Origin of the sequence: Polaribacter litorisediminis, assembly GCF_019968605.1 — a bacterium.
In the GTDB taxonomy this organism is placed as follows: Bacteria; Bacteroidota; Bacteroidia; order Flavobacteriales; family Flavobacteriaceae; genus Polaribacter; species Polaribacter litorisediminis.
Genome location: NZ_CP082966.1, coordinates 4,024,855 through 4,050,966 on the forward strand (window position 1 = coordinate 4,024,855; position 26,112 = coordinate 4,050,966).

Sequence of the window (26,112 nt, forward strand, 5' to 3'; positions counted from 1 at the left end):
ATAAACAAATGAAAAAAGCAACAATCTTTGGACTCTTATTTTTGGTTTCATCTTTGAGTATTATTAATGCTCAAAATAAGATACCTCATTTACAAAAAAATGGCAATGTAACACAACTTATGGTGAATGACCAGCCCTTTTTAATGATTGCTGGCGAAGTGCACAACTCTTCAGCGTCAACCATAGAATATATGGAACCCTTATTTCCGAAGTTAAAAAAAATGAATCTAAATTCGGTATTTGTAACCCTAGCTTGGGAACAATTTGAGCCTAAAGAAGGGGTTTACGATTATACTTTAGTAGATGCCATTATAGATAATGCTAAAAAAAATAATTTAAAAGTAAGCTTGTTATGGTTTGCAAGTTGGAAAAACGGCGAATCTAGTTACGCACCACTTTGGGTTAAAAAAGATACCAAACGCTTTTTTAGAGTAAAAACGAAAGAAGGCAAAGCAATAGAAACTTTGTCGCCTTTTTGTGAAGCTACTAAAATAGCTGATGCCAAAGCATTTACTCAATTAATGAAGCATATTAAGGAATATGATACAGATCAAACTGTTATTTTAATGCAGCCACAAAATGAAGTGGGTATGTTTCAAGACATCGATTATAATAAAGTAGTACTAAACTTATACGAAAAAGAGGTTCCAAAAGCGTTGATGAGCTATTTAAAGAAAAACAAAAAACATTTAAAACCGTATGTTAGCGATGCCTGGTCAAAATCTAACTTTAAAACAAAAGGAACTTGGAAAGAAATCTTTGGAAATACACCAGAAGCCAAAGCCTTTTTTACTACATGGGAATATGCTACTTATATCAATTTTGTAGCTAAGTCAGGCAGAGAGCAGTATAATTTACCAATGATGGTAAATGCTTGGATTGTTCAAAAACCAGAGGATTTACCTGGTGTGTATCCTAATGGAGGTCCAGTTTCTAGAGTGATGGATATTTGGAAAGCCGCTGCGCCAGATATCGATATTCAGTCGCCAGATATTTATTTATCGAATTTCAAAGAAATCGTTGCGATGTATCACAGAGACGATAATCCTTTATTAGTACCAGAATCTAAAGCTGAGGTTGGTAGAGCTTTTTATGCTTTTGGTGAGCATGATGCCATCTGTTTTTCGCCATTCGGAATTGAAGATGCTGCTGATAATTTTGTATTTACAAAGTCTTATGAACTTTTAAACGAAGTACAACATCTTATTAAAAAATATCAAGGAACAGGGAAAATGCATGCAGTCTTAAGAGAACAGGGCGATACTTACAAAGATTTTTATATGGGCGACTGGAAAGTAAAAGTAATGTATGAAAAACCAAATGAACCTTCTTTTGGAATTATCATCCAAACAGATGCCAACGAATTTATGGTAATAGGCATGAATATAACTTTGTTTTTTGAATCTGAAGTAAAAAATACAATTGGTTATATTGGACAAGTATTTGAAGGTCGGTTTGAAGGCGAAAAGTGGGTAACTACAAGAATGCTAAATGGAGATGAAACTTATCATAATGCAAGGTTAAGGGTATTTGGTAGAACGTTTGAAACTGAAGAGAATATTGTAAATGTTACTAAAAAAGAAGGTGAGCCCGATGCATATTCGCCAGCAACAAAACAAACAATTGCAACGCCAGGAATTTATAAAGTGGTTACCTATAAAAGATAAAAAATTTATAAGTAATTAATCGTTTATATAGTGTATAATTGAGTAAAACTTGATGTCATAAAAATAAATATATGAAATTATGAGAGCTTTATGTGTAATCATTAGCCTTTTTAGTTGTTGCGTATTCCATATGAATGCGCAAGTTGTACTATTTGATGATACAGCACAAGCAGCAACTTTTAATGTTGGTCAAAATTTATGGAGTTCTCTTGTTGCGAATCCGTTGCGTACTCAATTGAATTCTTCTGCAACCGTAATTTCTAATAATTCGAGTGCGTCTTGGCAAGGAATAAGTGGTAATTGTGCTGTTGAAATAACAAACGATACTAGAATTTTTCACATTCAATTTTTGAATCTTTCTCGATCAGGAAATTATCAAATTCAATTTTCATTCGATGGAAGTTCTGATAAATATTTCTTTTCCGGAAACTATGACCTTTCGGAATGGACTAGCCAAGTCATTGATTTGTCAGAACATATAGGAAAAACATTGAGTTGGTTTATCATATACCCAAGTTCTAATGAGGTGACACAAACCTATATTGATAATTTGTATTTAGATGGAAACCTATCCGAACCTATTTCAGAAGAAGTGATTGCGCAAAACCATTCTTTTAATAATCTAGAAGTCGGGATTCCCCTTTTAACCAATGACCAAGCAAGGTTAGGGTTTACAGAAATGATGTCTGAGTATAAGTTGGAAACAACCTCAGAAGCTGTTAATTTATCGATGGATAGGTCTGAATGGGAGCAAGCACTTCGGATAAATTTTAATGATTTTAACACTAGTAGTCTAGACCTATTTATGGATGAAGTAGGCACTGGTGTTCATTTAGATTTTGCAAATAACCCTTGGGCAAGTATCGTATCAAATCCGCTTAGCGATGCCGTAAATACTTCTTCTTATGTAATCGAAAACAATCCTACTAGTTCATGGAAAGGAATTAGCGGCACATTGAATGCTTTAGTAACGGATACCAGTGTTTTTAACTTTCAATTATACAATCCTAATGGCGCTGGCAATTATCAAGTTCAGCTCTTTTTTGAGGGAGATGTAAGTAATAAGTCTTTTAATGGAGTATACAATGGAGGACAATGGGAAAACATTCAAATTGATTTATCAGCATATGCAGGAAAAAAAATCACTTGGTTTTGGATCGCTCCTACATCTGGAGTCGCTGAAAAATCTTATTTTGATGAGATTCATATTACATCAGATAAAACTATATCCGGTCAAGAAGCTTCTCTTTTAGTTTCTACATTTTCAACGTTAGATGCAGCAACCCGATTAGAATTACCTGCAGAATTAAGTAACTTAAACGGGATAAGTTTTAAGGCAAAAGCAATTGGAATGCCAATATCATTAGATGTTGAAGTTAGAAATGATGCAGATGAAGTTTTGCATGCTCAAACGATTTCTGTCAGCACGGAATGGGCAAGTTATGAGCTTCCATTTACGGCTATACATATGCGTCAGATTAAATTTTCTATAAATTCAGACAATCAGGTGTTAGGAGATACTAATGCTTTTGCTTCGGCTATTTTGTTAGATGATCTTTATTTATTAGATGATACAGTAGCGCCATTTTCAATTCCAACAGAAGATGAGGAGGTACTGCAATGGTTAAAAGAATCTGCGATCCGATATTTTATTTGGCATTATATTCAGTTGGATGAAGACAGAGGCGTTGTACAAGAAATTTCAAGTAGAGAGAATCATGTTCAACTTTCTGGATTAGGAATGTCAATTGCAGCTTTTGTTTTGGCAGAAAAAGAAGGTATGCTATCTCCGGTTGAAGCAAAGACAAAAATAAGTTCTATCCTCAATTGGTTAAATGCACTCGATGTAAATAATGGAGTGAGTGGTGTTTTAGGGTTTCCTCAGCATTGGATGAATTTTGAAGGAATTCCAATTTGGCAAAATATAAGTACCATAGACTGGGCAATGTGTGCTGCAGGAATAAGAATTGCAAAACAAAAATATAATGATGACGCATCAATTGTAGCCATTGCCGATGCTCTTTTAGATAAACCTCAATGGGATCAAATACTTACAGAAAACGGAAGAATACCAAAAGCATTGGACACCTCTGGGAATCCTATAGATGGAGAATGGGGAGATGCATTTTCTGAGGAAACAGAATTGATATATACCGAAGCCATTGCAAGCGGAAAATTAGATAGTGTTATTTTGGATAAGATTATCAGAATAGAAAAAAAAGGTTTTTTCCCTAGTTGGTTTGGTGCTGGATTCACTTACAATTGGCTGCAGCTTTGGACGGGAACTTTGGGCCCTTTTATAGGCAACAGTAAAAAAGCATATGAATTTGATGCAAAAACATCTTTGGAAGTTTTAGGTCTTCCTTTAATTGGATTAACGGCATGCGGAACGGTATCAAATGTTGATGAAAATGGCTTCGTATCCTATGATTCTTACATATCAAATCAAGGTTCCGAGGCCCATGGCTCATTAAACTCAAATGAAGTAATTCAAATTTCTCCGGCACCCTATGGAGCTGTTTTAGCATATCCCTTTTTACCAAGTTCTTCTATGACTGCTTTAAGAGCATATGGAAAAACAGGATATTTTCATCCATTACTCGGGTTTCCAGATAACATAAGAATGAAAGAATTACCCGGAGGTTTAAATGAAAAATGGGCACCCAATTGGGAACGATTTGATATAAATACGGCTGCTATAGCCATGGCAATTGAGCAGGTTCAAGACAATACAATATCAAATTTGATGCTTTCAGATTTAGATTTTAAAACAGCATTAGAAGAATTGATTTTAAACACACAGTTAAATACGTTATCAATTGATAAAGAAGAAATTGAGGATGGTCCTTTAATACGAGTTTCTGTCTACCCCAATCCATCACAAGGAATATTTACTATTGAACTACCTCCTTCACTTTTTGGCGAAGTGGATAGTTTTCAGGTTATAGATTTATCTGGGAATATTTTGTTTACTAAAAAAATAGTGACGAAAGAAGCTCAAATAAAAATTGATTTAAGAAATTTTGCTTCAAGGGTCTATATTTTGAGGTTACCTTTTGTAAATAAAGTTCAAACAGTTTTTTTGGTAAAAAAATAAAAAATAGTAACGCAGGGAATCTATAAAGTTATAGTTTATTAGAGATAACATAGCAAGGGTAAAAAAATTATAACATACATAAAAAATGTATTACATAGGATTTGATTTAGGGAGTTCGTCTATTAAGGCGGCCTTGGTAGAAATTTCTACAGGAAAAAGCTTGGGAGTAGTACAAGAGCCCAAAACCGAAATGAGCATGCTAGCTTTAAAAAACGGATGGGCAGAACAAAAATCAGAAGAATGGTGGAAACACATTTGTAAAGCCATTGATACTTTAAAAAAAACATACAATATATCCAGAACTCAAATTAAAGGCATTGGTATTTCTTACCAAATGCACGGTTTGGTGTTAGTTGATAAAAAAGGAAACCCATTACGAAAAAGTATTATTTGGTGCGATAGTCGGGCAGTTCAAATTGGGAAGGATGCCTTTGTAGATATTGGTAGCGAAAAATCCACAAGTCATTTATTAAACTCCCCAGCCAACTTTACAGCTTCAAAATTAAAATGGGTAAAAGACAATGAACCTGATATTTACAAAAAAGCATACAAATTTATGCTGCCTGGCGACTATATTGCTTATCGATTTTCAAACAAAATAAACACTACGATTTCAGGACTTTCTGAAGGCATTTTATGGGATTTTAAAAATGATAGGGTGGCCGATTTTCTTTTAGATTATTACGATATAGACAAAGAATTAGTGCCAGACATCGTAGACACCTTCGGATTACAATCTGTTGTAGATAAAAAAGGTGAAAAAGAAAGTGGTTTGGCAGCAGGTACTCCCATATTTTATCGAGCGGGAGACCAGCCCAACAATGCACTTTCTTTAAACATATTTAATCCAGGTGAAGTTGCTGCAACTGGAGGAACTTCAGGAGTTGTGTATGCTGTTACAGAAAGCTTATCAGGAAAAGAGAGCACAAGAGTTAACAATTTTGCTCATGTAAACTATAAAAAATCAGTTCCAAGAATTGGAAAATTACTCAACATTAATGGCGCAGGAATTCAGTACAGATGGTTGCTGAATAATTTATCTGTTACTTCTTATGAAGAGATGAATCAATTAGCTTCAGAAGTTGCTGTAGGTTCAGATGGAGTTTGTATGCTTCCTTTTGGAAATGGCGCTGAAAGAATGCTGAACAACATGGAAATCGGAACACGCTTAGTGAATGTTAATTTGAATAATCATCAAAAAGGACATCTGTGCAGAGCTGCTTTAGAAGGCATTGCATTCTCTTTTGTGTATGGGATGGACATACTAAAATCTGATGGTATAAAGATTAATGTGATGAGAGCCGGAAATGATAATTTGTTCCGTTCTGAAATCTTTACAAACACAGTGGCTACTTTAATAAATCAAGAAATAGAAATCTATAACACAACAGGAGCTATTGGTGCAGCCAGAGCTGCTGGTTTGCATAAAGGAGATTTTGAATCGTATGGAAAATTAGTTGAAGATAACGACCACGTTATGACCTTTATGCCTTTTAAAGATAAAGCACCTTATGTAAAGGCTTATGAGAGCTGGAAAAAAGAATTGAATCTTATTATAAATACCAAATAAAAACAAACATAAAATTTTAAAAATATATCACAATGGCAATTTTAGGAGATAAAGAATATTTTAAAGGAATCAACAATATACAATTTGAAGGTAAGGAATCAGACAATCCATTGGCTTTTAAATATTATAACCCTGAACAAGTAGTTGCAGGAAAAACAATGCGTGAACATTTTAAGTTTGCAATTGCTTATTGGCATACGTTCTGTGGGCAAGGTTCAGATCCTTTTGGACCTGGAACACAGAATTTCCCTTGGGATCAATCCAATGACCCAATTCAAGCAGCAAAAGACAAAGCAGATGCTGCATTTGAATTTATTAGCAAAATGGGCTTTGATTATTTCTGTTTCCACGATTATGATTTAATTCAAGAAGGGGCAACTTTTGCAGAATCTGAGAAAAGATTAAACACCATTACAGATTACATCAAAGAAAAGCAAGTAGAAAGCGGTGTCAAATTATTATGGGGAACCGCCAACTGTTTTTCAAATCCACGCTATATGAATGGAGCTTCAACTAACCCAGATTTTAATGTAGTAGCAAGAGCTGGAGGTCAAGTAAAATTAGCTTTAGATGCTACGATTAAATTAAATGGTGAAAACTACGTTTTTTGGGGAGGAAGAGAAGGGTATATGTCTTTGCTAAACACGGATATGGGACGTGAGCTAGATCATATGGGTCAATTTTTAACGATGGCTAGAGATTACGCTAGGGCACAAGGATTTAAAGGAACTTTTTTTATAGAGCCAAAACCAATGGAACCCATGAAGCATCAATATGATTTTGATTCTGCAACAGCTATTGGCTTTTTAAAAGAATATGGATTAGACAAAGATTTTAAAATGAATATCGAAGTAAATCATGCTACGTTAGCACAACATACTATGCAACACGAATTGGCAGTTGCCGCCAAAGCAGGGATGTTAGGAAGTATAGATGCCAACAGAGGAGATTATCAAAATGGATGGGATACAGACCAGTTTCCGAATAACATTCAAGAAACTACAGAAGCAATGTTAGTCTTTTTAGAAGCAGGAGGTTTACAAGGAGGTGGCGTTAATTTTGATGCAAAAATCAGAAGAAACTCAACAGATATGGAGGATGTTTTTCATGCACATATTGGTGGAGCAGACACCTTTGCTAGAGCTTTAGTTACGGCAGATAAAATACTGACTTCTTCATCTTACCAAGCTCTAAGAGAAAAAAGATATAGTTCTTTTGATGCTGGAAAAGGCGCGACTTTTGAAGCAGGGAAACTAGATTTACAAGACTTATATAAAATAGCTCAAGAAAATGGAGAGTTAGCATTACAAAGCGGCAAACAAGAATTGTTTGAAAATATAATTAATCAATACATTTAAAAGAAGTTATAAAAAGGGATGTGTTATGGGGTTATCTAGAAATAGTAGCTACTTACTTAAACTAACATTAGTAGCCACACTTGGAGGACTTTTATTTGGGTATGATACAGCCGTTATATCAGGAACCGTAAGTTCTTTAGAAAGCTTTTTTGTGCTTCCCTTTGGATTGGATGAAATGAGCGCAAATGCACGTTTAGGATTTGTGGTTTCTAGTGCTTTAATTGGATGTGTTATCGGTGGAATTTCAGGAGGGATCATTAGTAAAAAACTTGGAAGACGAAACGGATTGGTTTTGGCAGCCGTTTTATTTTTATTCTCTGCTATCGGTTCCGCAATGCCAGAAATGTTTTTAATACCCATAGGAGAAGCAGACCATACATTTATTTATGTATTTATTGGATATCGAATCATAGGAGGAATCGGCGTTGGTCTTGCTTCGATGTTGTCTCCTTTATACATTGCAGAGATTGCACCCGCAAAAATTAGAGGCAAATTGGTGTCCTTAAATCAGTTTGCAATCATTTTTGGAATGTTGGTGGTTTACTTTGTAAACTATTACATTTCTAGGCAAGGAGATGATTCTTGGTTAAATACAGTAGGGTGGCGCTGGATGTTTGCTTCTGAAATCATTCCTGCGAGTTTATTCTTGTTCATGTTACTATTTGTGCCAGACACACCAAGATCATTGGTGTTAAAATCCAAACCAGAAAAAGCGTTCGATGTACTTGTAAAAGTGAATGGTATGGAGGAAGCAAAAAAAATAGTAGCTGAAATCCAGAATACAGTAACAAGTAAACATTCAGGTAAGTTATTTTCTTTTGGAATTGGGATTATTGTGATTGGGATATTGCTTTCGGTTTTCCAACAATTTGTGGGTATAAATGTAGTATTGTATTATGCTCCTGAAATTTTTAAAAGTATGGGGTCTGGTACTGATGTTGCATTATTGCAAACGATTATTGTAGGTTCAGTCAATTTACTTTTTACTGTTTTGGCAATTTTAACGGTTGATAAGTTTGGCAGAAAACCGTTAATGATCATTGGAGCTTTAGGAATGGCGTTTTCTATGTTTGCATTGGGAACCACATTTTTCACCCAAACAATCGGGATTGCAGCTTTGGTATGTATGCTTATTTATGTGGCTAGTTTTGCCATGAGTTGGGGGCCCGTTTGTTGGGTGTTGTTATCGGAGATTTTTCCAAATAAAATAAGAGGTCGTGCCTTGGCTTTAGCTGTTGCAGCCCAATGGATTTCGAACTATATAGTGTCTTGGACATTTCCTATGATGGATAAAAACTCGTATCTCTTAGAAAAATTCAATCATGGTTTTGCTTATTGGATTTATGGAGTTATGGGGGTATTAGCCGCCGTTTTAGTTTGGAAATTTGTACCTGAAACTAAAGGAAAAACGCTTGAAGAAATGGAGAATTTATGGAATAAGCATAGTTAATGTTCTTATTTCTATAAGGTTCCAAATAAAAGTATTTAATTAAACTGTCTTATTTGGCAGTAGCTTAATTAAAAAATAAAAGAGTAAAAAAATCAACTAACAAATATGTACACAAATTATGACAGCAAGTTTTGAAATTTTAGATTACATTATTTTTATAGCATATGCTATTTTAATTTTAGGAGTCGGTTTATGGGTTTCTAGGGATAAAAAAGGACATCAAAAAAATGCCGAAGATTATTTTTTGGCCAGTAAATCCTTGCCTTGGTGGGCCATCGGAGCCTCCTTAATTGCTGCGAATATTTCTGCTGAGCAATTTATTGGAATGTCTGGTTCTGGATTTGCCTCCGGATTAGCCATTGCTTCGTATGAGTGGATGGCAGCCATCACCTTAATTATCGTAGGAAAATATTTCTTGCCCATTTTTATTGAAAAAGGCTTGTACACCATTCCTGAGTTTGTTGAAAAACGATACTCTACCAACTTAAAAACCATTTTAGCTGTTTTTTGGATTGCTTTATATGTTTTTGTAAACTTAACCACTGTTCTGTATTTAGGTTCTCTTGCCTTAGAAACTATTATGGGAATTCCGATGATGTATGGAGTTGCTGGTCTAGCATTGTTTGCAGCGGCGTATTCCTTATATGGAGGATTATCAGCAGTAGCTTGGACGGATGTAATTCAAGTCGTTTTTCTAGTCATTGGTGGTTTGGTAACGACGTACTTAGCATTGAATACAGTTTCTGACGGACAAGGTATGTTTGCAGGATTGACAACCATTTACGAGGCAGTTCCTGAGCGATTTGCGATGATTTTAGATGAATCGAATCCTGAGTATAAAAACTTACCAGGTATTGCAGTTCTTGTTGGAGGAATGTGGGTTGCGAATTTATATTACTGGGGTTTTAATCAATATATCATCCAAAGAACTTTGGCGGCGAAATCGTTAAAAGAAGCACAAAAAGGGATTTTATTTGCAGCCGGTTTAAAATTAGTAATTCCGTTAATTGTTGTAATTCCTGGTATTGCAGCCTATGTAATGGTCAACGATCCTGTAATTATGGCGAGATTAGGAGCAGCCGGATTAGAAAATTTACCAACTGCCGAACAAGCAGACAAAGCCTATCCTTGGTTATTACAGTTTTTACCAACAGGATTAAAAGGAGTGGCGTTTGCAGCTTTAGCAGCAGCTATTGTATCCTCATTAGCTTCGATGTTAAATTCAACGTCTACCATTTTTACAATGGATATCTACAAACAATACATCAATAAAACTGCAAGTGATAAAGCCACTGTAAATATGGGTAGAATTTCTGCTGGTGTTGCTTTGTTAATCGCTTGTATTATGGCACCATTATTAGGCAATTTAGATCAAGCATTTCAATTTATTCAAGAATATACAGGAGTTGTAAGTCCAGGAATTTTAGCGGTGTTTATGTTAGGATTGTTCTGGAAGAAAACCACGAACAAAGGTGCTATTATTGGTGCTTTGGTATCCATTCCAATTGCCATGTATTTTAAAGTAGCGCCAAAAGGATGGTCTACAAGTTCGCTATTTGTGGATGTGCCGTTTATGGATCAAATGGGATACACTGTAATTTTGACCATGATTGTAATTGGATTGGTAAGTTACGTTCAGCACAAAGGTGCAGATGACGAAAAAGGGATTGATATTTCAAAAGAAATGTTTAAAACAAGTCCGTTATTCAATATTGGTGCATTTGCAATTATGCTGATTTTGGTAGTACTGTATAGTGTTTTTTGGAATTAAATTTGAGGTGCAATCTATAAGAATTTAGTATTTAGATTTTTTACTTTTCAAGTAATAATTATAGTCATGAAGTTTACTTTTTTTTGAGTATCTTGCATCTAATATTATTAATAATCAGAAAACTAAAAACTGCATACGTTTTTGCATACGTTTTTATCTTTTTAAAGGCTTTGAGCCCAGTAAATGCGTTTAGAATTTGATAGTCGCAGAGCTCATAACCCAAAGGTCACTGGTTCGAGTCCAGTTCCCGCTACTATTTTAAATCGATATAAATCAACAGTTTAGGTCACTAAACTGTTTTTTTATGCCTTTAATTCGCGAATTTCTTACATTTACGATTAAAAATGAACACGATTTGGGACACGATTTGAAAAAGAAAACCCATTTTTCGCTACCCAAAATCTATACAGCAGACGGAGACCTTTCCAAGCGCTGGTATGTGTATTTTTCCTTTCGGAATCCTAAAACAGGAAGAATGAAAAGATTGGGAAACATCTATGGAAAAGTAAATAAATACAAAACCAAAGAAGCTCGACTCACAATTCTAACTTCGTATCGTAAAAATTTACTGTATCTATTGCGCCAAGGCTACAATCCATTTGCAGATAATGCTGAGTTGTACGATCAATTAAAAAGATCATCGGCAACCAAAACTTCCATTGAGAAGGAAAAAGAAGAAGTTATTTCATCAAGGGTCAATAATGCTATAAAAAAAGCTATTCAAGAAGCCATAGACGAAAAGTCATTCACAGTCAATACCAAAAAAGAGACCACACAAAAGAGTAAGAAATCAAAAGAAAAAGAGCTTTCTGAAAAAGAAAAAACTTCACAAATTCAACCAAAAGAAGAAGGGATTTCCATTCAAAAAGCATTTGATACCGCTTTAGACCTCAAGGAAAAAGAAGTCAGTAAAGGAACGATTCGAGATTATAGAAGTAAAATACTCCGGTTTATTACTTGGATACAAAAGACTTATCCGGATAAGAAAAACATCAAAGAGATAACAAGAAAAGATCTCACAGCCTTTTTGAATAGTATCCTTTTAGAAACAAGCCCACGAAGTAGGAACAACTATCGGACTGAATTAGGAAGTCTTTTTCAAGTGCTCAAGAACAATGAAATGGTCACTGAAAACTACATCCCAACAATTCCTGTATTAAAATCGAAACCCACAAGGCATAAAACGTATCCTCTAAAAGAGCAAGAAAAAATCTTTACCTACTTAGAAAAAGAAGATCGAGATTTACTGCTGTTCATTAAGTTTGTTTCCTACAGTTTTATGCGACCTATTGAAGTTTGCCGATTAAGAATTAAGGATATCAACTTAGAGACAAAAACAGTTCAGTTTAAGGCAAAAAATAGCCCGTTAAAAACGAAAATTATTCCTAGTATTTTATTTGATGAATTACCTGATTTATCTCAATTGGATCAAGAAGCCTTTTTATTTACACCAGACAAAATTGGTGGGTATTGGGAGGCGAACGAAACCAATAGAAGAGATCATTTTTCTAAAAGATTTAGAAGTGTTGTAAAAGAACATTTTAAGCTAAATGAAGACTATGGAATTTATAGTTTTAGGCACACCTTTATTTCTAAATTATATAGAAAACTAAGAGAAGATTCAGCTCCATTTGAAGCAAAGAGTAATTTAATGTTAATCACAGGGCATCGTTCCATGAGTGCGTTGGAGAAATATTTAAGAGAAATTGATGCTGAATTACCTGAAGATTACTCAAAATTATTTAAATAACATGAACAAGGAACCTAGAAAAGTACATGCGATTTTTGAAGAATTAAGAGACCGAGCTTCGTATCCATTTTTGTTTTATATACCAAAAAGTTATGTTGAAGTCTTTATGGAAGAAAAATTGCTCAATGAAATTGATTGGGCATTTGATGTCTTAATTGTGGCGAGGAAAAAAATGGATATTATTTTTATGGATGATAAAGACGAATCACAAGAAGTATTCAAAAAGCAACGTGCTTTAAAGGAGAATTTATTTGACTTGGCTGAATATGAAACCGTCTTAAATCCAGCACAATTTTCAATTTTAATTAATAATTACAAAGAGCATTTATTTGCAATGTAGTATTTGGCAGAATTATTAGTCTTGGATGTTCATTCAAGTAAAGATGAAAGATATAAAAAGTATTTAGGTCATTTTACGCTACAAAATGCGGCTTATAGGTTGCATAAATCAGGTATTGATAAAGATTTTCCTAATTTTCGAAAAACCCAAGCTGAAGAGGATTTTATGCGGGAATGCGTTATGATTCACTTAAATATTTCAGAAATACTGCAAGAAGAAATTGCTCCACCTAAACAAAAAGTAAAGAAGAAAAAGCAACAGTATATTACAGATGAAGAATCTCAAAAGTATTTGTTAGAAACCGTTTTTGATATAAAAATCGAATAAAAGTTGCACTTTATTGCAATTAAGCGTTAATTGTACGTGCAATTAACGCTTAATACATAAAAAATATGGAAGAGCAATACTATTGCTGTCGATACTGTAAAAAGGATTTTGTACCAAAAAGAAGGAAGGTACAGAAATTTTGTAGCAATTCTTGCAGGGTTTCGTTTCATCGTTTTAAGAATGTTGGGCTAGCAATAAAGTCTACTGATCTTCAAATAAAAGAGAAAGAGCAGGGGACTAGTAAAGTAAAAGTAGATGAAATAAGTGCAGCTGGAGTTGCGAACTCAGCAATTGGAGCAGGTATCGTTGAAATTGCTAAAAATATTTTTACTCCAGAAGAAAATAAACCGGCAACTAAAGGGGATGTTTTAAAACTAGCGGCTAGTTTAAAACGATATCATCAAATTAAAAATTTACCACCAAACTTAATGGGACAAATTCCTTATTTTGATTTACATACTAATAGGTTGGTTTACTTAGGAAATAGACTGCCGTTTAAAAGTTAAGACACTTCCTTTTGTTTTATTTAAGCAAAATGTATATCTTTAGAAACTATCTTTTTTAGTTAAAAATTGCGCAAATAAAACTAAATTTTATTGATTTTATTTCACACTCTAAATGTTAAATTTAGAATGGTTGAAATGAATTAATCAGAATTAGGGAATTAAAAGAAAATAATTGCAAATGAATATATTCAACGTCCATAATCAAATTATAAGTGATTATAAATCGTATATTAATAGTTTTTTATTAATAAAAGATCAAAGAATAAAGAAAAAAGTAGAAGAAGAATTAGAAGAAGGTCGATTATGGCCGGAACCTTTAATTCAATTCAATCCAACATTTGAAAAAGGAATTTCAATTAAAAAATTGGCGGATGACCAAATTGTAGATAGTGGGTTAAATCATTGTTTTAAAGGATTTGATTTGTATCGTCATCAGGTTGAGGCTATTAAAAAAGGTGTGAATGGTGAAAGTTTCATTGTTACCTCAGGAACAGGTTCTGGAAAGTCTTTAACTTTTTTAGCTACAATTTTTAGTGACCTATTAAAAAATAATTACGCTTCAGGAATTAAAGCAATATTAGTTTACCCAATGAATGCTTTAATTAATTCTCAAGAAGAGGAGATAAAAAAATACGCTGATAACTTTAAAGAAAATACAGGTCAAGATTTTCCTTTAACTTTTGCAAAATATACAGGGCAAGAATCTGGAGATGAAAGAGAGAATATTAAAAACAACCCTCCAGATATAATCCAGACCAATTATATGATGCTGGAGTTAATCATGACAAGAGCTTCAGAAAGGTCAATGCGCGACTCCATTTTTGAGAATTTAAGATACTTAGTTTTTGATGAATTGCATACTTATCGTGGTCGTCAAGGTGCAGATGTATCTTTATTAATAAGAAGAATTCAAGCCTCCTCAAATAATGAATTAATTTGTATTGGTACCTCCGCTACTATGGCAAGTGGAGGAACTTTGTCTGATCAAAAATTGGCAGTTGCGAAAGTAGGGAAGCAAATTTTTGATAAAGAGTTTAATAAATCTCAAATTATAGGTGAGTATTTGGAGAATACGACTATAAGTAGTGTCGTTAATTTGAAAGAAGTAGCAAGAGTTTTAAGAGATAAAATAGATATTTCTGAATCGTCAGAAATGTTCATAAACCACCCATTAGCTATTTGGTTAGAAAATAAAATAGCTTTAAAATTATTAGAAGATAATACAACAACAAGAGCAACTCCAAGAACATTATCCTTAATAGCACAAGAATTATCAGTGGATACAAATGTAGATATTGAACTATGTAAAAGTATGCTAGTTGATTTTTTAAAATGGGCTGAGTTTTTGAACGAGGAAGCTTCTAAAATGAATAATCGTAAAAGCTATTTGCCTTTTAAATTTCATCAATTTATAGCACAAACAGGTAATGTTTCTGTAACAATGGAAATTCCTGAAGATAGACAGATTACCTTAGATAATACCTTGTACACAAGAGATGATGAAACAAATCAGGAACTTTTTGTGTATCCAGTTTTATTTAGTAGATATTCTGGGCATGAATTTATTTGCGTAAGAAAGGACTATGATAAAAATATATTAATTCCAAGAAATCCAAGTGACTTACCTCAAAAAATAACCAAAACTTCTTTAGCTGGTAGTAAAGCTTTAGGTACAAAAAAAAGACAATTAGGTGCATTAGATTTTCCTGATGGATATATTTTATTGAATAATGATCAGCCAATTTGGAAAGATGATGATATTTTTGACTTACCGGAAAACTGGACAAAAAAGAGTGATGAAAGAGTAATAGAGAATTATTATGAATCTAAAATACCTCAAAGAATTTGGATTGATAAAAATGGTGATTTTTCAGAAAATGAAGATAGTTCAAAAATACAAGCGTGGTTTCTTCCTTGTCATTTGCTTTTAGATCCTACATCAGGTGTAATTTTTGACTCAAAAGTTCATGAGTTTACAAAATTAATGCGTCTTGGTAATGAAGGTAGAAGCACAGCAACAACTATTACGGCTTTAAGCACTATAAAAGCTTTAAATCAAGAAGGTTTAGATCAAAGTTTACAGAAGCTATTAAGTTTTACGGATAATAGACAAGATGCCTCTTTACAGGCAGGTCATTTTAATGATTTTATTTCAACAGTTCAATTAAGGTCAGCAATATATTATGCTCTTTTAGATAATAATGAAGGATTAAACGCAAGTAATATAGCAAATAAAACGGCTGAAAAGTTGGCGTTAAAAGAGATTGAATACGCCAGGAGACCTTCTGAAAATCCAAAATATCCAGATGCAAAAAATAAAGAAATGCTAGAAGAGTATTTATTTACTCGAATTCTTTATGACTTGAAACGAGGTTGGCGTTACAATACACCTAATCTTGAACAATGTGCATTATTAGATATTGATTATAAGACATTAAATCAATTAGCAAAAGATGATGATGAATGGAAAAATATAGCATTAATGAATGTGTTATCTGTATCAGAGCGTACAGAAGTATTAAAACAAATAACAACTTATTTTAGAACTTCTTTTGCTTTAGATCATCGTAAATTAGAAGAAGGTAAAAGAGCTGAACTTGCAAATGAAATAAAAGACAAACTAAGAATTGATAGTAATTGGTGCTTAGATGAAAATGAGAAAATTGCAGCTCCAGTAACGCTAATACCAAGAGGTGTTGGCAAGTTGCCTTTTGGTATAGAAACTGCAGGTTGTGGACATTTAAGTGCTTTAGGAAAGTATTTCAAAAGGCTATTTAATCAGTATCACGGTAAAACCCCTTTTAAAGGAGATGAATTAACCGATTTTATGATTACTATTTATGAGGTAATGCGTCGAGCTAATATATTACAGTCTTTTGAAGTAAAAGGAAGAAAAGGATCAGTAATGGGGTATCGACTTCGTTTAGACCAGGTAGTTTGGAAGTTAGGTAATGAAAAAACAGTAGAATTAGATAAAGTTCGAATTAATACGATTTCTGATCTTGAAATAAAACCAAACACCTACTTTCAAGACTATTATAAAATTAACTACGCAGATTTAAATAAGAATATTTATGGAGCTGAGCATACAGGTCAGTTACCTTCTCATGACAGACAAGAGAGAGAAATAGATTTTAGATCAGGAAAAATATCAGCGCTATTTTGTTCACCTACAATGGAATTAGGAATTGATATTAGCAGTATGAATGTGGTACATATGCGAAATGTTCCTCCGGGTCCTGCTAATTACGCACAAAGAAGTGGGCGTGCAGGTAGAAGTGGGCAAACGGCTTTAGTAATGACTTACTGTTCAAATAATTCCCCTCATGATAGAAATTATTTTGACAATGCTACAGAAATGGTTGCAGGTGTTGTCGCAGCACCAAAACTAGATTTATCAAACCAAGAGTTGATAATTTCTCATTTAAATGCATACATTTTTATGGAGTTGGGACTGTCACAAGTTAGAACATCGGTTTCTGAGATTTTAGATTTATCTCAAATGGATAAATTTCCTATTCGAGAAGATATCAAAGCTTTTATAAAAGAGCAGATTGAATTAAATCAAGATAAATGGATTATTCAATTTAAAAAATCCTTAAAAAATATATTACCTCAATTAAAAGAGAGTAACTGGTATTCTGATAAGAAATTAGAAAATCAAGCAAGAAAGTATTTCGAAATTTTAGATCGTAGCTTTAATCGTTGGAGAGAATTATATAGAAATGCAACGAAAATGATTAATAAAGCACGAATGATTATGGATGATCCTACGATCAAGTCTGGTGCTCAAGAAAAGAAAAACGCAAATAAAGATCATTTTTTAGCACAAAGACAAAGAGAACTTTTACTAAATGATTCTCGAAATTATAGCTCTCAATCAGAATTTTACATTTTCAGGTATTTAGCAGCTGAAGGTTTTTTACCAGGATATAATTTTACACGTTTACCAGTAAGAACTTTTGTTGGTAATAGAGATAAAGGAGAGTACATTTCTAGACCTCGTTTTATTGCTTTAAAAGAGTTTGGTCCAAATAATCTGATTTATCATATGGGTAATAAGTACCGTGTAAATCGTATGATGTTAACAGATTCTGAACAATTATTACATAAATTAAAAATAAGTAAAACTACAGGATATGTTTTCTTAGATGCTGAAGGTGTTAGTGTAAATAATGACCCAATCACTAATGTAGAATTAAATAACGAGGATACCCTGGAAGTAAAACCAAATTTATTAGAATTAGCTGAAAGTCAAACAAAACTAATGGAACGTATTTCTTCACAAGAGGAAGAACGATCATCATCAGGCTATGATATAGAACAATACTTTTCTTTTTCTGGAGGACTTAGAAACACTCAAAAAAGTAAGTTAACCTATAATGGAGAATTGTTGTTAGAATTACGCTATGGTCCTTCTGCAAGATTATTGCAATTGAATAGAAAATGGAGAAGATCGAAGCCAGGAGATGAAAATGGATACAATATTGGCTTAAATACAGGTTTTTGGAAAAACCCATCAGAAGAAGAAAAAGAACCTGAAAAAGATCCTATTAAAAAAGTACATGTATATGCAACAGACACAGCAGATGTTTTATATATACAACCAGTAAAAACTTTAGGACTTGATGAAGATGGCGTTATTACGCTAACTTATGCTTTAAAAAGAGCTATTGAGAAAATTTTTCAAATAGAGGAAAGTGAATTGGGTGCTTGGAACATGGGATCTGGAGAGCATGCAAACATATTATTATATGAAGCTGCTGAAAGTAGTTTAGGGGTTCTCTCTGAATTGATTAAAAATCCAGATAAACTAAAAGAAGTTTTCAAAGAAGCTTATAAACTATGTTACTACAATCCAGTAACGCTGGAAGATGATAAACCAGATGCACTTCGTGCATCTTATGATGATTTATTATCCTATTACAATCAAAGACATCATGGGGTTATCAACAGAGAGTTTATTAAAACACCTTTAGAGTTACTTTTTAAAGCAACTATTGAAGTAGGTAAAAATGAACAAAGTAATTATCATAAACAGTTTGAATTTTTAAAAGATGCTTATGACAAAAAATCATCAACTGAATTAAAGTTTTTAAATTATTTATACAACCAAGGTTTGGCGCTTCCAGATAGAGCTCAGGTAAATTTTAAAAATTATTACATTTCTGCAGATTTCGTTTATGATAACAGTGATAACGGTACTCAATCATTTGTATTTATTGATGGATCAGTGCACGATAAAGAATCTGTAAAAGAAGATGATATTAAAAAGAGAGGTTTGTTAGCAGATGCTGGTTATGACGTAATTGTTTGGAGATATGATCTAGATTTAAAAGAATTGGCAGAAAGCAGAAAAGATATTTTTAGAAAAGTGGTAGATAATGAATAGAGAACATAAACCTGGAACTTTAATAAATTACAGAGGTAGAAGATGGATTGTAATGCCTTCCGATGATAAAGAAATCTTAAACATAAAACCATTAGGAGGTTCTGATCACGAAATGACAGGTGTTTTTTTACCAATTAAAATTCCTGGACAAGAAATTACAGATACAGAAATAGAGTATCCAGAAAAAAAAGATATTGGTGATTTTCAATCGGCTAAATTATTATTTCAGGCTGCAAGATTATCATTTAGAAATGCAGCAGGTCCTTTTCGTTGTATGGGTAAGTTATCATTTCGTCCTCGTTCTTACCAAGTGATTCCCTTAGTAATGTCTTTAAAACAAGAGGTTACTCGTTTGTTAATAGGAGATGATGTAGGTATTGGGAAAACAGTAGAAGCTTTAATGATTTTAAAAGAAGCTATGGAGCGTGGTGAAGTAGATCGTTTTGCAGTAATTTGTTTACCTCATTTATGTGAACAATGGCAAGGTGAATTAAAAGACAAATTAGACATTCAAGCGGAAATTATTCGTTCTTCAACAATTGCAAGATTAGAGAGGCAAATACCTGATGATAGAAGTGTATTTCATCATTATCCATATCAAGTAATTTCTATTGATTATGTGAAACAAGATTCTAAAAAAGGAATTTTTCTAACAGATTGTCCTGAATTCATAATTGTAGATGAAGCACATACTTGTACTTTACCTGCTGGGGCAAAATCAAAAACACAACAACAACGTTATAGTTTATTGCACGATATAGCTCAAGATGATAAAAGACATTTATTATTATTAACAGCTACACCTCATAGTGGAAAAGATACTGAGTTTCGTTCACTATTAGGGTTATTAAACCCAAAGTTTGATGCTTTAGATTTTGAAAATATTACACAAGCTCAAAGAGTTGAATTGGCTAAATATTTTGTCCAGAGAAAAAGAGCAAATATCAAAAGATGGTTAAATGAAGATACTCCCTTTCCAGATAGAGAAACAAAAGAAATTGGTTATACATTAAATACAGCTTATAAAAATTTTTATACAGAAGTGTTAAGTTTTGCTCAAGGAATAACTAGAAAAGGAGAAAAAACAAATAAAGGTGCTGCACATTATTGGGCAGCACTAGCATTATTAAGAGGAGTAATGTCTAGTCCAAGAGCAGGATTGGATATGTTAAAAGCAAAAAGAGCTAAACAAATCATTAGTGATGAGATCATAGTTGAAAACCCATTATTATCTGCTGAAAATGAAGATTCAGATATATTGGAAACAGATCTAATGGAACAATTAGAATTACAGTCAGAAGATGTAATTACAATAGATAATTTGATCAAGCAAGTTGAGCAATTAATGACCTTAAAAAATGATAATAAGGCAAAATTCGCGATTGATCAGGTAAAAGAATGGGTAGGTAATGGCGTCTATCCTATAATTTTCTGCCGTTATATTGCAACAGCTAAATATTTAGGAGATTTATTAAAAAGCGCTTTACCTAAAGGTATTGATGTGCAAGCCATCACTTCAGAATTTGCAGATGAGCAACGTAAAGAAATGATTGACGGAATGGGTAAAAGCAATAAGCGCGTTTTAATTGCAACGGATTGTTTGTCTGAAGGAATTAATCTACAAGAACATTTTACAGCAGTATTACATTATGATTTACCTTGGAACCCTAATCGTTTAGAACAGCGTGAAGGACGTGTAGATCGTTATGGTCAAGAAGCTGAAACAGTATATGCTTATTTATTATGGGGCGAAGACAACCCTATAGATAGTGTGGTTTTAAAAGTATTGATTAAAAAAGTTAGAGACATTCAAAAAGCAACTGGGGTTTCAATTGTTATTGGAGACGAGAATAAATCTATTATGGATGCTGTATTAAAAGAAGTCTTATTAGATCCTTCAAAAGCAGTATTAAGTGAAAACCAAATGGCCATAGATTTTGGAGATGAGGTTTCAAATGCCAATAAAATAATTACAAATCAACTTGAACAAGCCAAACAAAAAGCAGAAAAACTACGTACTATTTTTGCACATGAAAGTATAAAGCCAGAAGCCATTGAAAAGGAATTAAAAGAAGTAGATGAAGTAATAGGTGATGTAAAGACGGTTGAAAACTTTGTAATACATGCTTGTAGAACCTTAGGAGCAACTGTAAACAAAGAAAATAAAGGTTATATTTTAGACCCATTTAACTTACCTGAACATTTAAAAAGGACTTTACCAGATGCACCCCAAATTCCATTGAGTTTTGTCTCTCCAACACCTAGAGGAAGAATATATATTGGTCGTAATCATAAATTGGTAGAGCAATTAGCGCAGCTAATGATGTCTTTGGCTTTTGAGCCTAAAAAAGGGGTCAATCATATTGCACGTGCTGCCGTAATTCAAACAGATGCAGTAAAAGCAAGAACTACCATTGTGCAATTTAGAGTTAGAAATGTAATTAAAGAAGTAAACAGAAATAGAGAGTTAATTGCAGAAGAATTGTACTTGTGGGGGTATAGTGGTAAAGAGAGCTCTAAAGAAATACTAGATTATCAAACTTGTAAAAAACTATTAAATGAAGCGAAAAGTGCTGTAAATATATCTCAAGAACGTCAAGAACAATTATTTACAGAGGTAAAAGAAACGTATCATACCTTAAAAAGTGAAGTACAAATTTTGTCAGAAGAAAGAGCAATGCACTTAGTAGCATCTCATGGCAGATTTAAAGAATTAGTGGGAGGGAGAAGATATGAAGCAGTGCATCCTGTTTTACCTCCAGATGTTATCGGTATTTATGTATTAATGCCTAAACCTAAAATGCTGTAGACTATGAACTTTTCAAGCATCAACATACAAGGAAATATTCTTTCTTCAGAGATTTTAGACAAAATTCGTTCAGAAGAAAAATTCAAACACCAACAACCGGAAGCATTTGGTTTAGCAAGAACTGCTTCATTAAGAGATGAGATAGGAATGTCTTGGGCAATAATGCGTACACATTGGCAAGCCTATAAAAAAAGACTAGAAACCTTACCAAAAGGAGATACAGGAACGTCACTAACGAGAGAACGTTTAATCATTCCTTTATTAAGTGAATTAGGATTCGAAGTTTCTCGCCAAAAGGCACAATTGGTAAATGGCAAGTCTTACGCAATAAGTCATGGTGCTACTAATAAAGATCATTACCCAATTCATATTATGGGGTATAATGATCACTTAGACAAACGAAGAGATGTTGGAGGTCCGCGTTTATCTCCTCATGCATTGGTGCAAGAATACCTCAACAATACAGAGCATTTATACGCATTAGTTACCAATGGAAAGCAATTACGATTATTACGTGATGCTACAAGATTGGTAAGGATGAGTTATGTGGAGTTCGATTTAGAACGCATGTTTGAAGAGGAGCTATATGCAGATTTCTCTCTACTATTTCGTGTATTGCATGCAACACGAATGCCAGATAAAATTGATGGCGGTTCAGAAAGTGTTATTGAGTATTACCATCAAGAAAGTATGGCTTCGGGTACACGCATTCGTGAAAAGTTAAGTGAAGCCGTGGAAAACTCTATCAAAACATTAGCAAATGGTTTTTTAGAGCATCTTAGCAATACAGAATTGATACAATTATTTGAAACGAATTCAATTTCGGCTGATCAATATTATACACAACAATTAAGTTTAATTTACAGAATACTTTTTCTAATTGTTTTAGAAGAACGCAAATTAATTTATCCTGATGATTTAACAGAAGAACAACAACGTTTTAGAAAGGTATATTATCGATATTATAGTATAGAACGCTTACGTAAATTAACAGAAAATAGAGTCTATGTAGATGCGGATAAATACGATTTATGGGAAAGTTTAAAAACTACCTTTTTAATATTTGAACATGAAGAGTATGGAGCTAAATTAGGAATAAAACCTCTAGGCAGTGGTTTATTTGCATCTAATGCTATTGGCATTTTAAAAGAACAGTTTTTAAGCAATGGTAATTTAATTGAAGTTTTAAAACGTTTAACAACCTTTGTAAACGAACAAAAAGTATTAGTTCGTGTCAATTATTCCGATTTAGATGTAGAGGAGTTTGGTTCTATCTATGAAGGGTTATTAGACTACAAACCTGTAGTTCAAAATATAGGTTCACAATTTCAATTTAGTTTTATACCAGGAGATGATCGTTCTAGTTCTGGCTCTCATTATACACCGGAAGAATTGGTGAAACCCTTAATAAAACATTCTTTAGAGTATATCATCGCAGATAAATTAAAAGAATCAAATCCAGAAGAAGCACTTCTTTCTATTACAGTATGTGATGTAGCTTGTGGTTCTGGTCATATATTACTGTCTGCAGCGCGAAAAATAGCAACAGAATTGGCTAGTATACGTGAAGGTGCAGAACAACCTTCGCCAACTTATTACAGAGCAGCAATGAAAGATGTGATACGTAACTGTATTTACGGGGTAGATTTAAACCCATTGGCAGTAGAGTTGTGTAAAGTAGCATTGTGGTTAGAAGCACACAACCCAAACGAACCTTTAAACTTTTTAGACCATCATATTAAATGTGGGAACGCTATTGTAGGTTTGGCTCATTTTGAAGAATTACAAAACGGTATTGCCACAGAAGCTTTTAAAACCTTACCGGGAGACGACAAAGAGTTTGCAGCAACGCTAAGAAAGAAAAACACAGCAGAACGCAAAACCAAACAAATTAGCACATTTGATACCGAAAAAGAAGATGTAAACCTACAAGGCATACAAAAAGAATTTGCAACATTTGTAGCATTACCCGAATCTTCACCAGAAGAAATTGCAGCCAAAGCAGAGGCTTATAAAAACTTAACAACAGATAAAAAATGGTACCGTTTAAAAAACTTAGCAGACTTGCAAGTAGCGCAATTTTTTATACCCAAAACAGTTGAAAACAGAGAGAAACTAACTACTAACGAAAAATACAAAACTTATTTAAACTCGGGTGCTCAAATTATAGACCGTGGAGCTGCAAATGCAATGGCAGTTAAAAAACGTTTTTTTCATTGGTTTTTAGAATTTCCACAAGTATTTAGCAATGGGGGTTTTGATTGTATTTTAGGAAATCCTCCTTTTTTAGGTGGACAAAAATTAAGTGGTACTTATGGATATCCATTTACGGAATTTATAAAATATGAATACACACCAATAGGCAGTGTAGATCTTGTTACTTACTTTTTTAGAAGAATATTTCAAATAATTAAAAAGGGAGGATTTCAATCATTAATATCTACTAATACTATAGCTCAAGGGAATGCTAGAACTGATGGTTTAGTTATTATTAAAGAAAAAGGTGGCGCCATAAATTATGCAGTGAAATCAATGAAGTGGCCGGGATTAGCAGCGGTTGAAGTTGCCCTCGTAACTATCTTTAAAGGAAAATGGATTAAAACTTTGGTGTTAGATCAAAAAAAAGTAGAATATATTACTACTTATCTAGATAATCAGGAGTTTTTAGGAGAGCCTTATTCATTAGTTTCAAACACAAATAAAAGTTTCCAAGGCTCAATCATTTTAGGAAAAGGATTTGTGATTGAAAAAGAAAAAGCTAATCGAATTATTAATTCAAATTCAAAATACAAAAATGTATTATATCCGTTTTTAAATGGACAAGATTTAAACAATACGATCGATCAAAAAGCAAAACGCTGGGTTATTAATTTCTTTGATTGGAAAAAAGAAAAAGCGGAAAAGTACGAGCAATGTTTCGATATGGTTGAAGATACTGTACTTAAGGAGCGGATAGCTTCAAATAGAAAAAAAGAAAATGATGGAAAGACTTTAAATAATGATGACATAAAAAAGGTAGATGACTTTTGGAATTACCTTAGGCCAAGAATAGAATTATATAAGTTATTAAAATCTAAAAATGAAGCTCTAGTTATTGCAAGAATTAGTAAAACTGTTGCATTTGAAATTGTTGAAGCAAACCAAGTATTTGCGGATGCTTTGGTAGTATTTCCTGAATTTGGAAAAACTCATTTGGGATGTTTACAATCTTCCCTTCATGTTCATTGGGCTTGGAAGTATTGCACTACGATGAAGGCAGACCTAAACTATTCTCCAGGTAAAACTTTTGAAACATTTCCATTTCCAAATGATTTTTCAAATCTAGAAGAGCTTGTTACAAGTTATATTTCAAAAAGAAAAGCTTTATGCTTAAATTACAATATAGGTTTAACAGGTTTAAATGGGCTATTTAATGATTCAAAGAATAAAGAAGATGGCATTGTTGAACTACGCAAAATATATAAAGAAATGGATAATGTTGTTTTAGCAGCATATGGTTGGCAAGACATTAATTTACTTCATGATTTTTATGAAGTAGACTATTTACCAGAAAATGATAGAGTACGTTATACCGTTCACCCAGATGCACGTAAAGAAGTTTTAAAACGCTTGTTACTCTTAAACCATGAACGTTATGAAGATGAGGTAAAACAAGGTTTGCATAAAAAGAAAGATGTTGTTGCTTTTTACAAACAAAAAAACCAAGAAGTACCTGAAGATATAACGTTTAGTGATGGTAAAAAGAAACCTGTTAAAAGAAAAAAAGTAACTGCTTTAGAAGAACCAAAAGAGCAATATGGTTTATTCAATGACGTTGCCAAAGAAATAAAAGAAAATAGGAAGCTTACTATTAAAAATGAAGAAGGTGTTATTTTTAAATACCACATTACTCAAAAAGCTACAAAAGGGAATTTTACAGGAGCCTTTAAACAAATTGCAACAGATTCAACTTTGGCAGAAATTATGTTGGGTAGAAAGGTTGGAGATAGCTTTAATTTTGGTGGGGTTGGGTATGTAATTTTGGAGGTGGAGTAGTACATTAGATTATGAAGAATAATTGTTAAAAGAAAAAAGA

Annotated in this window: 13 protein-coding genes; all 13 read left to right on the forward strand. The window is 33.2% G+C overall.

What is annotated here, in order from left to right; translation table 11 throughout:
• Nucleotides 1-8: 8 nt before the first annotated feature.
• Nucleotides 9-1,667, forward strand: coding sequence for a GH35 family beta-galactosidase (locus K8354_RS17235; protein WP_223443803.1), 1,659 nt, complete (start codon nucleotides 9-11; stop codon nucleotides 1,665-1,667).
• Between the two features lie 79 nt (nucleotides 1,668-1,746).
• Complete coding sequence (locus K8354_RS17240) at nucleotides 1,747-4,764, forward strand: T9SS type A sorting domain-containing protein (RefSeq protein WP_223443805.1); 3,018 nt, start codon at nucleotides 1,747-1,749, stop codon at nucleotides 4,762-4,764.
• 85 nt (nucleotides 4,765-4,849) lie between these two features.
• Nucleotides 4,850-6,334 carry a xylulokinase gene (locus K8354_RS17245; RefSeq protein ID WP_223443807.1) on the forward strand — a complete coding sequence of 495 codons (1,485 nt, stop codon included), beginning with the start codon at nucleotides 4,850-4,852 and terminating at the stop codon, nucleotides 6,332-6,334.
• A 32-nt stretch (nucleotides 6,335-6,366) separates the two neighbouring features.
• A complete protein-coding gene (gene xylA / locus K8354_RS17250) occupies nucleotides 6,367-7,692 on the forward strand; it encodes a xylose isomerase (RefSeq protein WP_223443809.1) in 1,326 nt (441 codons plus the stop codon).
• A gap of 25 nt (nucleotides 7,693-7,717) precedes the next feature.
• Nucleotides 7,718-9,142 (forward strand): D-xylose transporter XylE, encoded by a 1,425-nt coding sequence (xylE, locus tag K8354_RS17255; RefSeq protein WP_223443811.1) that lies wholly within the window; start codon nucleotides 7,718-7,720, stop codon nucleotides 9,140-9,142.
• Nucleotides 9,143-9,260: 118 nt separating this feature from the next.
• Nucleotides 9,261-10,913 carry a sodium/sugar symporter gene (locus tag K8354_RS17260; protein ID WP_223443813.1) on the forward strand — a complete coding sequence of 551 codons (1,653 nt, stop codon included), beginning with the start codon at nucleotides 9,261-9,263 and terminating at the stop codon, nucleotides 10,911-10,913.
• A 304-nt stretch (nucleotides 10,914-11,217) separates the two neighbouring features.
• Nucleotides 11,218-12,663, forward strand: coding sequence for a tyrosine-type recombinase/integrase (locus K8354_RS17265; RefSeq protein ID WP_223443815.1), 1,446 nt, complete (start codon nucleotides 11,218-11,220; stop codon nucleotides 12,661-12,663).
• Nucleotide 12,664: 1 nt separating this feature from the next.
• Nucleotides 12,665-13,003 (forward strand): hypothetical protein, encoded by a 339-nt coding sequence (locus K8354_RS17270; RefSeq protein ID WP_223443817.1) that lies wholly within the window; start codon nucleotides 12,665-12,667, stop codon nucleotides 13,001-13,003.
• A gap of 3 nt (nucleotides 13,004-13,006) precedes the next feature.
• On the forward strand, nucleotides 13,007-13,330 hold the full coding sequence (locus K8354_RS17275; RefSeq protein WP_223443819.1) for a hypothetical protein: 324 nt from the start codon (nucleotides 13,007-13,009) through the stop codon (nucleotides 13,328-13,330).
• A 65-nt stretch (nucleotides 13,331-13,395) separates the two neighbouring features.
• The gene (locus K8354_RS17280) at nucleotides 13,396-13,836 is read left to right on the forward strand and encodes an eL24 family ribosomal protein (RefSeq protein ID WP_223443820.1); all 441 of its coding nucleotides are present in this window, start codon (nucleotides 13,396-13,398) and stop codon (nucleotides 13,834-13,836) included.
• Between the two features lie 178 nt (nucleotides 13,837-14,014).
• Nucleotides 14,015-19,228 carry a DEAD/DEAH box helicase gene (locus K8354_RS17285; RefSeq protein WP_223443823.1) on the forward strand — a complete coding sequence of 1,738 codons (5,214 nt, stop codon included), beginning with the start codon at nucleotides 14,015-14,017 and terminating at the stop codon, nucleotides 19,226-19,228.
• Entirely contained in the window at nucleotides 19,221-22,037 is a 2,817-nt protein-coding gene (locus K8354_RS17290) for a DUF8741 domain-containing protein (RefSeq protein ID WP_223443825.1), read from the forward strand. The genes K8354_RS17285 and K8354_RS17290 overlap by 8 nt, the downstream gene beginning before the upstream one ends.
• A 3-nt stretch (nucleotides 22,038-22,040) precedes the next feature.
• Nucleotides 22,041-26,072: an Eco57I restriction-modification methylase domain-containing protein gene (locus tag K8354_RS17295; protein WP_223443828.1), complete on the forward strand. Its 4,032-nt coding sequence runs from the start codon at nucleotides 22,041-22,043 to the stop codon at nucleotides 26,070-26,072.
• The last annotated feature ends 40 nt before the right edge of the window (nucleotides 26,073-26,112 follow it).